14 protein-coding genes are annotated in these 13,236 nt (G+C 32.2%); 2 read left to right on the top strand and 12 right to left on the bottom strand.

All coding sequences use genetic code 11. The features are described from left to right. Window positions 1–144 precede the first annotated feature (144 nt). Window positions 145–1,398, bottom strand: coding sequence for an ABC transporter permease (locus LJY17_RS14290; RefSeq protein WP_264544491.1), 1,254 nt, complete (start codon window positions 1,396–1,398; stop codon window positions 145–147). 6 nt (window positions 1,399–1,404) lie between these two features. On the opposite strand from LJY17_RS14290, the gene LJY17_RS14285 reads away from it, so the two are divergent. Next, complete coding sequence (locus LJY17_RS14285; protein WP_264544490.1) at window positions 1,405–2,700, top strand: exo-beta-N-acetylmuramidase NamZ family protein; 1,296 nt, start codon at window positions 1,405–1,407, stop codon at window positions 2,698–2,700. 41 nt (window positions 2,701–2,741) lie between these two features. On the opposite strand, the gene LJY17_RS14280 is transcribed toward LJY17_RS14285, so the two are convergent. Next, a complete protein-coding gene (locus LJY17_RS14280; RefSeq protein WP_264544489.1) occupies window positions 2,742–3,239 on the bottom strand; it encodes a YkgJ family cysteine cluster protein in 498 nt (165 codons plus the stop codon). A 71-nt stretch (window positions 3,240–3,310) separates the two neighbouring features. Between LJY17_RS14280 and LJY17_RS14275 the strand changes: the two genes are divergently transcribed. Beyond that, window positions 3,311–4,012 (top strand): class I SAM-dependent methyltransferase, encoded by a 702-nt coding sequence (locus LJY17_RS14275; protein WP_264544488.1) that lies wholly within the window; start codon window positions 3,311–3,313, stop codon window positions 4,010–4,012. 46 nt (window positions 4,013–4,058) lie between these two features. Here LJY17_RS14275 and LJY17_RS14270 read toward each other — a convergent pair whose 3' ends face one another. The 10 genes from LJY17_RS14270 to LJY17_RS14225 form a co-directional block, all read right to left on the bottom strand. Then, window positions 4,059–5,216 (bottom strand): aminotransferase class V-fold PLP-dependent enzyme, encoded by a 1,158-nt coding sequence (locus LJY17_RS14270; RefSeq protein ID WP_264544487.1) that lies wholly within the window; start codon window positions 5,214–5,216, stop codon window positions 4,059–4,061. A 57-nt stretch (window positions 5,217–5,273) separates the two neighbouring features. Beyond that, entirely contained in the window at window positions 5,274–5,666 is a 393-nt protein-coding gene (locus LJY17_RS14265) for an energy transducer TonB (RefSeq protein WP_264544486.1), read from the bottom strand. Between the two features lie 165 nt (window positions 5,667–5,831). Then, entirely contained in the window at window positions 5,832–6,230 is a 399-nt protein-coding gene (locus LJY17_RS14260) for an energy transducer TonB (RefSeq protein WP_264544485.1), read from the bottom strand. A 295-nt stretch (window positions 6,231–6,525) separates the two neighbouring features. After that, on the bottom strand, window positions 6,526–7,158 hold the full coding sequence (locus LJY17_RS14255; protein ID WP_264544484.1) for a 7-carboxy-7-deazaguanine synthase QueE: 633 nt from the start codon (window positions 7,156–7,158) through the stop codon (window positions 6,526–6,528). A 157-nt stretch (window positions 7,159–7,315) separates the two neighbouring features. Further along, the gene (locus tag LJY17_RS14250; protein WP_264544483.1) at window positions 7,316–9,004 is read right to left on the bottom strand and encodes a tetratricopeptide repeat protein; all 1,689 of its coding nucleotides are present in this window, start codon (window positions 9,002–9,004) and stop codon (window positions 7,316–7,318) included. 19 nt (window positions 9,005–9,023) lie between these two features. Further along, complete coding sequence (locus LJY17_RS14245) at window positions 9,024–9,812, bottom strand: substrate-binding domain-containing protein (RefSeq protein ID WP_338441542.1); 789 nt, start codon at window positions 9,810–9,812, stop codon at window positions 9,024–9,026. Window positions 9,813–10,156: 344 nt separating this feature from the next. Next, window positions 10,157–10,963 carry an energy transducer TonB gene (locus tag LJY17_RS14240; protein WP_264544480.1) on the bottom strand — a complete coding sequence of 269 codons (807 nt, stop codon included), beginning with the start codon at window positions 10,961–10,963 and terminating at the stop codon, window positions 10,157–10,159. A 24-nt stretch (window positions 10,964–10,987) separates the two neighbouring features. Further along, entirely contained in the window at window positions 10,988–11,536 is a 549-nt protein-coding gene (locus LJY17_RS14235; RefSeq protein ID WP_264544479.1) for an ExbD/TolR family protein, read from the bottom strand. An 18-nt stretch (window positions 11,537–11,554) separates the two neighbouring features. Continuing rightward, window positions 11,555–12,166 carry an ExbD/TolR family protein gene (locus LJY17_RS14230; protein WP_264544478.1) on the bottom strand — a complete coding sequence of 204 codons (612 nt, stop codon included), beginning with the start codon at window positions 12,164–12,166 and terminating at the stop codon, window positions 11,555–11,557. Window positions 12,167–12,227: 61 nt separating this feature from the next. Then, window positions 12,228–13,055 (bottom strand): MotA/TolQ/ExbB proton channel family protein, encoded by an 828-nt coding sequence (locus LJY17_RS14225; RefSeq protein WP_264544477.1) that lies wholly within the window; start codon window positions 13,053–13,055, stop codon window positions 12,228–12,230. Between the last annotated feature and the right edge of the window lie 181 nt (window positions 13,056–13,236).

The raw sequence follows: 13,236 nt of genomic DNA, 5'->3' as shown, positions 1-13,236 counted from the left end.
ACTATATATATGGTACGCGTGAGGGATTGGAGAATTTGTTTGAGCTCTTTTAAAATAGATTTTAAAAAGCGAGTGCAAAAAGCCCGACCCAATGCAAAGCATAGGGACACGCTATAAATAAAAAAAGTGAATGAGATTTAAAACCTAACTAAACTTAATAGCTTTGACTGGTGAAATCTTGGTCACAATATGTGATGGTATGTGTAGTACTAAAAAACAAACAGCCACTGTCCCTATATTAAGTAAGAAGATATACAATAGATTTATATCTACTGGGGCTGTATTTACATAATAGTTTTCGGGATTAAGTTTTACAATACCGAAGTGTTTTTGAATAAGTAATAACCCTATACCTATTACATTACCCCAAAGAAGTCCTTGAGCAATTAAATACAGTGCATTGAAAAGGAATATTTTTCTGACTGTCCAATTGTTTGCTCCAATCGATTTCAGAATACCAATCATTTGTGTACGTTCTAATATTAGAACAAGCAGAGCAACAACCATATTAATGGTGGCTACTACAATCATAATTGAAAGAATAACCAATATGTTAAAATCAAATAGCTTTAACCATTCGAATATATAAAAGTACTTTTGAGAGATTGTTTGCGTATCTAATGTCTTAGATATATCATCTTTGTTTTGAGTGTTATTATAAACTTCGGCTCCTTTTTCTTCAATCTTATCAAAATCATCAACAAATACTTCAAAAGCACCTACCTCGGTAGGTTTCCATTTATTCATTTTTTGAATATGGCGAATATCTCCTAATAAGAATGTAGCATCAAACTCTTGAAATCCTGAATTATAAATCCCTACTATTTTGAATACCCTAAGATTTGGCAATTGATTCCCTCCTTCTTTCATAAAAAAGGTATTGCATTTATCACCTAGCTTTAGTTCTAATCGGTTCGCTAAATATTCGGATATAAGTATCTCAGAGTTTAACTCTTCTTTAAGATTAGGAATTCTTCCTTGGACTAGATATTCTGTTAGATTGTCCCATTTATAGTCTTTACCTACTCCTTTAAATACTATCCCTTCGAATGATCTCTCAGTTCTAATAATCCCTCCTTTACTTGCTACAGCCTGAATATGATTTATTCCTTGTACCGATTTAAACTTTGGATAAAAATCTTGATTTGTTGAGACTGGATTAAGACTTACTTCTGATTGGTTGTCATCGAAATTTGAAATTACAATATGACCGTTAAAGGCAGCAATTTTTTGACGTATTTTGTTTTGAAGACCAATTCCTGTGGCCACTGACACAATCATCATGACAACACCAATAGCAATAGCAGCAATCGCAATTTTTATAATTGGCGAAGATATATTACTTTTATGGTCTTTAGCCCTAGTTAATCTTCGGGCAATAAAATATTCTAAATTCAAAAGATAATGATTTACAGTTTTTCTTTTCGACGTATAAATACATTCGTTGGTGTCAAAAATACATTTTTATTCTTGTTTTTTACAATGATTTCGTGTGGAAATTGCAAGAAAAGCAATCAGTCGTCAGTTAACAGTTTACAGAAAGGAGATAGTATAGAAATTAAATGCAAAGATGCAACTCAAAGTGAAATGTACAAACTTGTATTAGGTGCTGATAACTCAAAAACCTATTTACCGCTTTTAAAAGGCAAGAAAGTTGGCATCGTTACTAATCAAACGGGAATACTTTCTAACAAAACTCATTTAGTAGATTTTTTAATTGAGAAAAAAATAAAACTACAAAAAATTTATGCTCCAGAACATGGATTTAGAGGAACTGCAGATGCTGGTGAATTAATAAAGGATGGCAAAGACACTAAAACTAGCTTACCAATAGTTTCTTTGTATGGAAATAACAAAAAACCAAAACCTGAACAATTAGCAGGTATTGACATTATGATTTTTGATTTGCAGGATGTTGGCGCTAGATTTTACACCTATATATCATCTTTACATTATGTGATGGAAGCTTGTGCAGAAAACAACATTCCGTTACTGGTTTTTGACAGACCAAATCCAAACGGAGGAATTGTCGATGGATCAATTTTAGAAAAAGAACATAGTAGTTTTGTAGGCATGCATCAAATACCTGTGCTTCATGGAATGACAATTGGTGAATATGCTAAAATGATTAACGGAGAAAAATGGCTTCACCCTTCGACAAACTCAGGGCAAGCGGTTCAATGTAATTTAACTATTATCCCTTGTTTAAACTATAAACATGAATCTTCATATAGTTTACCTGTAAAACCTTCACCAAATTTACCTAATGATCAAGCAATCAATTTATATGCGAGTTTATGTTTTTTTGAAGGAACCAATGTAAGTGTAGGACGTGGAACCGAAAAACAATTTCAAATTTACGGCTCTCCATATTTAAATAACAATGGATTTAGTTTTACACCAAAACCAAATTTGGGGGCTAAAGATCCTGTTTGGAATGGAAAAGAATGTTTCGGAGAAGATTTAACCAAAATAGAAAAAGTAAAACGCCTTGAATTAAAATGGCTGATTAAAGCCTATAAAGAAAACGCACAAACAAAGACTCCATTCTTTAATGACTTTTTTACCAAATTAGCTGGAACAAAAAAACTGCAGCAACAAATTGAAAGTGGCGCTTCTGAAACTGAAATTAGAAAATCTTGGGAAAAAGGATTGAAAGATTTCAAAGAGACAAGAAAAAAGTACTTGTTATACAATTAACTTTTTAATCTTATTCAATATAAAAAATAAAAAATGCCACTCTAGAGTGGCATTTTCTTTTTCATTTCTTCTACTATATTATAAGCCGCAGGACAAATCGCTACATTCTTTAAAGTCAGATTTGATATTTGCTGAAACTTTTTTCTGTCTGTATGTGGAAATTCACGACATGCTTTTGGACGCACATCATAAATCATACAATAATTCTCTGCATCTAGGAAAGTACAGGGTACACTCTGTAAGACATAATCATTGTCTTCGTCAATTCGCAAATATTGATCTATGAATTGTTGCTGTTTTTGACGAAAGTGCTTTGCGATTCGTTCAATATCTGCCGATGTAAATAATGGCCCAGTAGTTTTGCAGCAATTGGCACATTGTAAACAATCGGTACGCTTAAATTCCGCATCATGCAATTCCTGCATGACATAATCAATATTTTTTGGCGCCTTCTTTTTAAGCTTGTCGAAATACTTTTTGTTTTCGTTATGCTTATCTTTGGCTAGTTTTTGTATTTCTTGTAATGAAGGCTTCAGCATTTAATTCAGTTTCAGAATGCAAAATTACTCAAATCAAATCAACAAGCAACCAAATTAACACATCAGTCACAATGAAGGATCTTTTCGGTAAAGCCATATTAGATTATCAAACCAATAATTCCCCAGAAGATTTAATTACAGAAACCAATATTTCAGAAGCAGATGAAATGTCGGTTGAATATTTATTTCGTTCCTACAAAGAAATGCCGAAATTGGAACAGAAAGCATTACAGCTTTCAAAAGGAAAAATATTGGATATAGGTTGTGGCGCTGGAAGTCATGCTATTTACTTACAAGAAAAAGGATTTGACGTTACTGGAATAGACATTTCTCCAAATGCTATTGAAGCATGTAAACTGAGAGGTGTTAAAAATGCTTTTACTAAAAACGTATTGGATTTGAATTCTGACGAGAAATTTGACACCATTTTACTTTTAATGAATGGGACAGGAATTTTTGGCACACTAAAAGAAACTACAAAATACCTTCAAATACTGAAATCGCTTCTTACAGAAAAAGGACAAATACTGATTGATTCCTCTGACTTGATTTATATGTATAACCAAGATGAAGATGGTGCTTTTGAGATTCCAGCCAATGGTTATTATGGCGAACTAACTTTTACTGTACATTATAAAGAAGAAACCGAAAAATCCTTTCCTTGGTTATATATAGATTATAACACACTACAAAATGCCTGTCATGCAAACGGTTTACAGTGTGAATTAGTTTTGGAAGGAAAACATTTTGATTATTTAGCGAAATTATATTAAAAAATAAGGTGATTTCGAGAACCTCAATCACCTTATAAATTTTGATCTATTTTTTAATCAAATCAGTTTTAGCAATAATCTCTTCTAATGCTTGATACAACTTATCTAAATCTTCTTGTGAATTATAACCATTGATAGAATATCTAACGTAGATATTTTCGTTTAATGGCATAACAGGAATTTGAATTTTGTATTTGTCATACAAAATTGCTTTAAGTTCAGCAGGTTTATCTGTTTTAACAGGAACACTAGCCATTTGCCCCAAGAATTCTTCTGTAATTGGGCATATTGGTTGGGTTCCTAACAAATCACAAAAACGCTTATAGTTTTCTAGAACTATTTGTTTAGATTTTTTAGAAACTTCCTTCCAATTATTTTCTTCTAAAAACGCAATAACCATAGGAGTACATAAATACTGAGCAACATCATTAGTTCCTTGGTATTCATGATAATCTAAAAATTGACTATCGCTTGGAGCTAAACTTTCATAGCCCCAACTCACCACTAATGGGTCAAGAGAATTCTGCAATTCTCTACGAACATATAAAAATGAGCTCCCTTTAGGCGCCAGCATCCATTTATGTAACGTCCCTGTATAATAATCAGGATTCAATTCAGAAAGATTTAAATCGACATGTCCTGGAACATGGGCACCATCAATAATTGTTATCAATCCAAGTTCTCGAGCTTTGTCGCAAATTTCTTTAACTGGAAATATTAAAGCTGTTGCACTTGAAAAATGATTTAAGAAAACTACTTTGGTGTTTTCAGTATAACCTTTCCAAAATTCTTCTAAGAGCTGCTCTTTAGATTTAACTGGTAAAGTAATAGGTTGGCGAATATATTTTGCACCACTTTTCTTGCAGTAAAAATTCCATGTTCTATCCATAGCACCATACTCATGATCTGTAGCTAAAATCTCGTCACCAAACTCAAGATTTAAACTTCTCATTACCGTATTAATTGCCACAGTTGGGTTAGGAATAAAGAAAAAATCTTTTTCGGAACAATGAATAAATTCTGCCAGAGCTTTCTTAGCTGTCTTCAGATAATGAGGTTGTTTCATTTGAATAAAACTCACTGGCTCAGTTTCTAATTCTTTTTGAAAACCTATATATTCGTCAAAGATTGGTTTTGGACATGAACCAAAAGATCCATGGTTTAAAAAGGTAATTGAATCATCAATTTGAAAAAGGGATTTCATAAAATAGTTTTAACAATGTAAAAATAAAAAATCCCGAACATCAATTCGGGATTTTCTTTATTTAATTGTTATAGGGAAGTTATAAACAACTGGAACATTTTGTCCTTTTTGTCTACCTGGTGTCCATTTAGGACATTTAGACAAAACTCTTTTGATTTCCTTACCTGCACTACCAACGTCCTTAAGTATATCTATTTTACTTACCGATCCATCGACGTCGATTATAATACTTACTTGAACAACTCCTGTTGCACTTCCTCCATCCTCCTCTTCAGGAACTTGGTAGTTTTTCATTACGAATTTCATGAACTCATTTATTCCTCCAGGGAACATTGGCTTAACCTCTACTGATTCGAAAGGTATTGGTGCTTCCACAATTTTATCTATTTTATTAGAAAAAACTAGGTTAATACATAAAAAAGATAAAATCAAAATAGTAATTTTCTTCATACGTAATCAATTATGTGTTACTTTCCAATTAATAAAACTGGATAACAATAATACAATTGATTTTGATAAGAGACACAAAAAAATCGATTAAATGCATTTAATCGATTGATTTTTAATAAAATACCCACAAAAAATTTGTGGGTATTTTATTAAACTATTAAAATTCTAATTTCTTATTGTAACTGGTAGTGTAAAAAGAACTCTTGCCGGTTTACCATTTTGATCACCTGGAGTCCATTTAGGACACAAAGACAATACTCTTTTTATCTCATCTGCAGTTCCATGACCTAAGTCATTAATAATTTTGACATCTGCAATCGAACCATTTACTTCAATAACAAAACTAACCTTTAAAACACCTCCAGAGAAGTCTTCTACATCAGGTACTCTGAAGTTTTTACCTATAAATTTAATAAACTCGTTATTTCCACCAGGAAAAATTGGCTGGTTTTCAACCGTTTCAAAAGGGATAGCTGCAGTCTTGTTAACTACACTCATAGGTGCCTGCGCTAATACTATTTGCTGAGCAAATAATACAATCAAAAAGAGTATAATTCTTTTCATAATGTTGTGGTATTTTATAGGTTACTAAAAAATGACACCAAAACAATTTATTAAGCTTTAATGTTGGGGCAAAAAAGATTTAAAAAATTTCTGTAAAGATAATTTTTTTAATTTTAATAACAAAAATTTAACGTTTTTTATTTGGTTTGACGGCAATTATCCAAATTGACTATATAAATTTTTGTTTAAGTTTTATAATTATTTGGATAATACATCTAACCTCATGAATCTTCTCCTCTTTTATGAGGACGCTAATTAAACTACTTTCAATAAAAGATATAAGAATAAATATTTTTTAAGGAATATTTAAATATTTATGTGTTTGAAGCGAAACTCTCCATTTAGGATTGTTCATTACATAATCTACAATTAAAGGTGTTATTTCTTCTTTTTTACTCCACTCTGGTTGCAAAAATAAAATAGCATCATCATTTACTTTTTCGGCTTGCTCTTCTGCAAAAATAAAATCATGCTTATTATAAATAATAACTTTTAATTCATTTGCTATTTCATAGGCTTCATCTACAGGAAGTTTGGTTTTTTTAGGAGATAAACAAAACCAATCCCAAGATCCAGAAACAGAATAAGCCCCAGAAGTTTCAATGTGCACTCTAAGACCTGCTCCCTTTAATTGAGATGTCAATTGTGACATATCCCAAGTTAATGGCTCTCCGCCTGTAACTACAACTGTCTCAGCATATTTTTTTGCATTGTCAACAATTATTCCAATGTGTGTTGGCGGATGAAGTTCTGCATTCCAACTCTCTTTTACATCACACCAATGACAACCTACATCACAACCACCAATTCTTATAAAATATGCAGCAGTACCAGTATGGTATCCTTCTCCTTGAATGGTGTAAAATTCCTCCATTAAAGGCAACATTTCTCCTTTTTCGACAGCCAACTGTGTTTCTTTTGCAAGCATGCTATGATATTTTGTAATTATTGGGGTGCAAAGGTAAGCAATTCAATCCTTACATTAAAGATTTTTAATGTTTTAAGAATCTTAGCAAAAAGAGATTATAATTAAAAGCCAAGGAATAAGTCATAAAAAAACCGCTCCAAATGGAGCGGTTAGTATATTATTTCAATAATTTTTGAAGATTTAATGTGTCTGTATTTGTAGGTTCTAATGCTAAAGCTTTAGCAATATAATCATTAGACTTTACTTTATCCGTTTTAGCATAATATCTTGCTAATTCTTGATAAGATTCAACAAACTTAGATTTATTTTTCTCAACAGTTTCTGGCCCTTTGGCTGTAACAACTTTTACAAACTCTTCATAACTCTTAGCCATTTGATCTTTAGCAGCAGCTTCTGACAACAAACCATTAACTCTCGCTCTATAAATATGAGCATCTTGAGTTGTTGGAGATGCAACATTAACATTTCCAAAAGCTACATCTGCTTTTTTAAGAGCTTCAAGAACCTCTGGCTTTTTCACATCTTTACTTGCATACTCAAAGTATAAAGAATATCCTAAGAAGAAATTATCATACAAATAGTTTTGTGAATTTGGGTTTGAAGTAGCAACTTCATAAATTCCAGCAGCATATTTATATAATTTTTGGTCAAAATATACTTTACCTATATCATTTAATTCATTAGCCATTGGCTTGTCTAAACCAACTGCTTTTTTAAAATTCTCAACAGCTGTATTATATAAAGTTTCATCAATTACCGGTTTAGCATCACCACTTACAGCTGGAATTGCTTTTTTAAGTTGTGCCATACCTAAATACAAGTAGTCACGACCAATAATTTTGTTTTTTGAATTTGATGTATATTCTGTTAAAGCAGAAATTGCAGCATCAATGTTTCCATTTTCATAAGATGAGTAACCTAAGTAACGTAAAATTCTAGGATTTACATTATCCAATTTTTTCATCTCAAGAGCTTCTTTTTCTAAAGCTTTGTAATCTTTAGCAACAATCAAGAAATCTGCATGACGCATACGAGAAGCCAAAGAATAATCAGTCAAACTCATGTATTTCTCATAACTTTCTAATGCTTTAGCTGTATATTCTTTATACTTTGATTTATCTGCCAAGGCAATACCAAAATAAGTTTCAGCTAATTCGCGATGAACTGGACCATAATTAGGATTTTCAGCTAAAACCTTATCTAAAGCTGCTTTTGCTTCTGTATAAGCTTTTGCCCCTTTAAGTAATACACCCAATTGCATTTTAGCTCTTAATAAAGAAGGATCAGCTGCAGCTGCATTACGATAAGCAGCATAAGCTTCATTTTGATTTTTATCTCTATAATAGGCATCACCAAGTGCTAATAAAGTTTGAGCATCATTCATGTTGATTGCTTTTGCTCTATTTAAAACTTCAACTGCTTTTTTGAAATTAGGATTATCTGAGTTAGTATATGCTTTTCCAATATATACATACTGTTCCAAATCCTTCTTCTTCATGTCTTTTGTAGCTTGATCAAAATTGAATTGAGCTGCAGAAGCATTTCCATTATCTAAATCAATTTGGCCTAATCCAATATAATTGTAAGCTGCAAATTCTTTTGCTTTTAATCCTTTATCAAAAAATATCTTTGCAGAATCCTGAAGATTTTGACTTAAATACACATTTCCTAATAAAAAAGCTGCTTTACCATTGTCCGGAGTATTTTTTACAGCTTCTTTTAATATTGATTTGGCTTTTTCATACTGTTCACCATCGATTGCTTTTTTAGCTGCATCAACATCTTGAGCAAAAGAAGTGTATCCTAGTGCTAAGAAAACAACGCTGAAAAATTTAATTTTATTCATTTTAGTTGTATTAATTATTTTACTTTTTTTCAATTTCTTTTCGAACTATAATGTTACGACTTGGCATTCTCATGGGAACTAATCCAGATTTAAGAATTATACGTTGACCAATCTCTCCAGCAACAAAGGAAGCAAATCCCATACCTAAACCAGAATATCCTTGATAATTTAACATTTTTATAACACGAGTAGCTGGGTACGTTTGTCGTCCAATTTGATCTTGAGTAGGTTGTACAAAGTTACCATTCTTTGCCTTTACTTCCAAAACACTAACTTTATCAACGATGCTTTGAAATTCTGGCAGTGGTTGAGAAATCCAATTAACCCCAACAACTCCAATCATTCCCTTGTTCTTAGAAACAAACTCAATTACTTCGTTATTATTGTTGAATGAATAAATTTTCTCTTTAGGAAGTTGCTGAACACCAGCTACTTTTTTCATGTAAGCTACTGTACTAGAATTAGCATTATCGAAAACCAATCCAGCAAATTTTGATTGATCCTTTTCTTGCATAAAAGCCGAAATATCATTCAAATCAATTTTAATATCTCCGTCGGACTTATTGGCAATAAAAGCCACTGCATCCATAGCCAGAAGCGTTTCTTTCGGCTTAATTTTCTTTTCATCAAAAACTTTTGCTTCTCCTGGAGACAGAGACCTTGTTAAAATTGCAAGATCATACTTACCTTCAGATAGAAGTTTTACAATTTCCATTTCTGATTTTCCAACAAGCTTAATTTTGGCATCATATTGATTTTCAAAAACCATTACCTGGTCTTCAATTATTGGCAAAATTGTTTCATCCACCAATATACTAACGCTACCAGTTAAAATTGTATCTTTTTTATCAGTATCTTTTTTTGATTACAGCTAAAAATAATTAAAGCAGAAACCACTACAACAAGTAGAAAATGTATTTTTTTCATATTAAGATTTTTGGAAAAATCGTATAAACCGAAGGAATGCATAAATGATGATTATCAATCCAAGTGCAATACGATAATTTTGAGGCATTTTTAAAGGCAATTTATCCCAAAATAAAATAGCAAGTCCAAAAGTGAGATAAATTAAAAAGAAGAATATACCTATAACGAGAAGAAATCGCTCTTTTAGCGATTTCTTCTCTTTTTTATCTGAATAATAATTACTCATTACTCTGTTCTAATGTCTAACATAATTGGCAAACTATATCTAACACGAATCTTTTTACCATTTTGTTCACCTGGACTCCATTTAGGTGCATTTTTAAGCATTCTGATTGCTTCTGCTCCTGTTCCGAATCCAAGATCTCTAATAACTTTGATATCTGTTAAACTTCCGTCTTTTTCAACAACGAATTCAACAAATACACGTCCTTTAAGATCTTGTTCAACTTCTGGAGTACGGTAGTTCTTTTGAACATATTTAGCAAAACCAGCAGCACCTCCAGGGAATTCTGGTTGTACTTCGATACCTGCTGAACTATATACATTGTTATCTACAACTTCTACAGTTTTTTCAGCTTCACCCGATGGTTTGTCTATTTTAAAGTCCGCATCTTTATCACCTTTAATATCTTTTTCGGCGATATTTTTGTCTTTAAGCTCTTCAATTGTTTTAATTTCTTCCGTTACCTTTTTAGCTTCTACAACTTTAGGTTCAACGAATTTAACCTCATCAATCTTAGGCTTTGGTGGTTCAATTTTTTTAGGTGGTGGAGGTGGTAAATTTTCTTTTGGTTTTTCCATATTTACCAAAACCACTTTTTCATCTAAAGAATTCTTTGCTTCATCACTACTAGGAATCAATTCAATCAATTTAGGTGCACTCACCGCAATTGAAAATACAATTCCTCCAAGCAATAACGAACGTAAAGAAGTTTTTGGATTTTCTTTACGTAATACGTAAGCTCCATATTTTTTATTACGTCCTTCAAAAACTAAGTCTAACCACTGTGATTTGAATATATCTAATTTCATTTTTTCAATATTTAGGGTTAGTTGTTATTTATCTAGTAAAGCTTTTTCCTCCTTAGGCAAATCTACAATCGCATACGTAGGAACTTTAGCAATTGCCATTTCATCTAAGATGTCAACCATATTTTTATAGTTGGTTTTCTTATCAAGCTTAATAATTACAATTAATCCTTTTTTAGGATCATTATATTTTGCCGGAACAGATTTTACTTTTTCTAAAATCTCCTTACGAATTCCTTCTTTACCATAAGACGAATCTTCTGGTCCTTCAAGAGGAGCTGAGAATTGTCCCATATACCATTTTACCTTATTGTTTTCACCTAATAAAATAGTCATACTTCGATCATCAGCCACGTCAACTACAGGAGGCTTAGGATCATCAGGTTTTGGCTTATCCGGCATTCCCAAGTTCATCGACTGCGGCTTTGACAACGAGGTAGTAAGCATGAAGAACGTAATTAAAAGGAATGCTAAGTCAACCATTGCAGTTAAATCTACCTTTGAATTCGATTTCTTACTTCTTACCTTTTTGTCGCCTTTTTTGCCACCGCCGGCGTCGGTATTTAATTCTGCCATTTCTTGTTTTTTATACTGTTAGAAATTTTCTCCGCGTAAACCAGTTACCAAATTGAAACTGTTTACCTCTTGTTCTTGCAAAATATCCATTACTTTTTTAATGTTTGGATACTCTAACTTAGCATCACCCTTAATAGCGAATTTTAATTCTTGCTGATGTAATTCAGTATTTGCTATACGAGCGTTATAAATCCATTCCTTTAATTCATTGTTTAATGAATCTTTAGGAATCCCTGGTTGCAATCCTGGTTGATTTCTTTCTGAACCATTCATAGCAATTATTTGTTTCAAATTTGCTATTGGCACACCAAAACCATCCATTAGAGCAAAACGTTGTCTTTCTTCTGGAGAGAATGCGATACCGTATTTTTGACCCATCATCTCTAAAGTTCTTACTCTTACATCTCTTCCTAAAACACCGAAGAACACTTTTCCATCACCAACTGTAAGTGTCGCTAAATCTGTTTCTGGCAATTTAGTTTGCACAGTAGAGTTAGGTGTTTCTACAGTTAACGGCTCTGGCTGTTTTGCAGTAGCGGTTAAGATAAAGAAAGTAAGCAATAGGAAAGCCACGTCACACATCGCCGTCATGTCGATAGCACCAGCTTTTTTTTGCGTTTTTACTGCCATACTTTATTTTTTAAATGTATAACCTTTAAAATATAACGTTATACAAGATGTTGTTATTATATTATTTTAAGCTTCCTTTGAAACGTCTGTAAGTATTTACAATCGCGTTTGCAGCTTCGTCAATTGAATACGTTAATGTATCAATTTTAGAAGTAAAGAAGTTATAAACAACAATAGCTAAAGCAGAAGTTGAGATACCAGTTGCAGTGTTGATAAGCGCCTCAGAAATACCGTTTGCTAACATCGCTTGGTCAGGAGTACCTGAAGTAGCTAATGCACCAAACGCCTTGATCATACCTGTTACTGTTCCTAATAATCCTGCTAATGTACCTAAAGATACTAAAGTAGATAAGATTGTTAAGTTTTTCTCTAACATTGGCATTTCTAATGAAGTTGCCTCTTCAATTTCTTTGTGAATAGTTTCTGTAGCTTCTTCAGAAGAAAAACCTTCAGCTTTAACTTGGTTATATTTTACTAAACCAGCTTTGATAGCATTTGCAACAGAACCTTTTTGTTTGTCACAAGCATCGATAGCACCATCGATATCACCACCATTTACACTAGCCTGAACTTTTTTCATGAAAGCATCTAAATTACCTTTACCAGCAGCTTTAGAAATAACTGCGAAACGCTCAAATGAGAAAACAACTACCATCAATAATAAGCCCATTAAAACAGGTACGATAGCCCCTCCTTTGTAAACCATTCCTAAATAGTTTCCTGGTAGTGGATGACCTTCTGGATTTCCTCCTTCAAAATTAGATGGAGCTCCCATAACGAATTTCCATACTAACCATCCTACTACGATACATGCTACGATTACAAGACCAGAGAAAATATCTCCTCCGTTTGAATTTGAACTTTTTTCTTTTTTAACGTTGTTTGCCATTTTTTTAAAATTTAAATTTTTAATTGATTAATTCTAACGTGAATTTAATGAATAATGGGAGCAAATTTAATTTTTTAGATGTAATAAAAAAACTTTTTTTCAATTAATAACACCCAAATATTAGCATTCCCACAACGTTTATCATGGCAATTATGAATATTATCTATCAAAGCGCCTGAAA

The organism is Flavobacterium hankyongi, assembly GCF_036840915.1.
GTDB lineage: Bacteria > Bacteroidota > Bacteroidia > Flavobacteriales > Flavobacteriaceae > Flavobacterium > Flavobacterium hankyongi.
The sequence above is the reverse complement of the archived record's forward strand: the minus strand, read 5'-3'. Positions and strand labels throughout refer to the sequence as shown.

Coding starts and splice junctions, on each gene's coding strand:
- LJY17_RS14255 (WP_264544484.1), bottom strand. CDS start 7,158: ATGCTTGCAAAAGAAACACAGTTGGCTGTCGAAAAAGGAGAAATGTTG.
- LJY17_RS14270 (WP_264544487.1), bottom strand. CDS start 5,216: ATGAAATCCCTTTTTCAAATTGATGATTCAATTACCTTTTTAAACCAT.
- LJY17_RS14260 (WP_264544485.1), bottom strand. CDS start 6,230: ATGAAAAGAATTATACTCTTTTTGATTGTATTATTTGCTCAGCAAATA.
- LJY17_RS14280 (WP_264544489.1), bottom strand. CDS start 3,239: ATGCTGAAGCCTTCATTACAAGAAATACAAAAACTAGCCAAAGATAAG.
- LJY17_RS14250 (WP_264544483.1), bottom strand. CDS start 9,004: ATGAATAAAATTAAATTTTTCAGCGTTGTTTTCTTAGCACTAGGATAC.
- LJY17_RS14225 (WP_264544477.1), bottom strand. CDS start 13,055: ATGGCAAACAACGTTAAAAAAGAAAAAAGTTCAAATTCAAACGGAGGA.
- LJY17_RS14240 (WP_264544480.1), bottom strand. CDS start 10,963: ATGAAATTAGATATATTCAAATCACAGTGGTTAGACTTAGTTTTTGAA.
- LJY17_RS14230 (WP_264544478.1), bottom strand. CDS start 12,166: ATGGCAGTAAAAACGCAAAAAAAAGCTGGTGCTATCGACATGACGGCG.
- LJY17_RS14275 (WP_264544488.1), top strand. CDS start 3,311: ATGAAGGATCTTTTCGGTAAAGCCATATTAGATTATCAAACCAATAAT.
- LJY17_RS14235 (WP_264544479.1), bottom strand. CDS start 11,536: ATGGCAGAATTAAATACCGACGCCGGCGGTGGCAAAAAAGGCGACAAA.
- LJY17_RS14265 (WP_264544486.1), bottom strand. CDS start 5,666: ATGAAGAAAATTACTATTTTGATTTTATCTTTTTTATGTATTAACCTA.
- LJY17_RS14285 (WP_264544490.1), top strand. CDS start 1,405: ATGATTTACAGTTTTTCTTTTCGACGTATAAATACATTCGTTGGTGTC.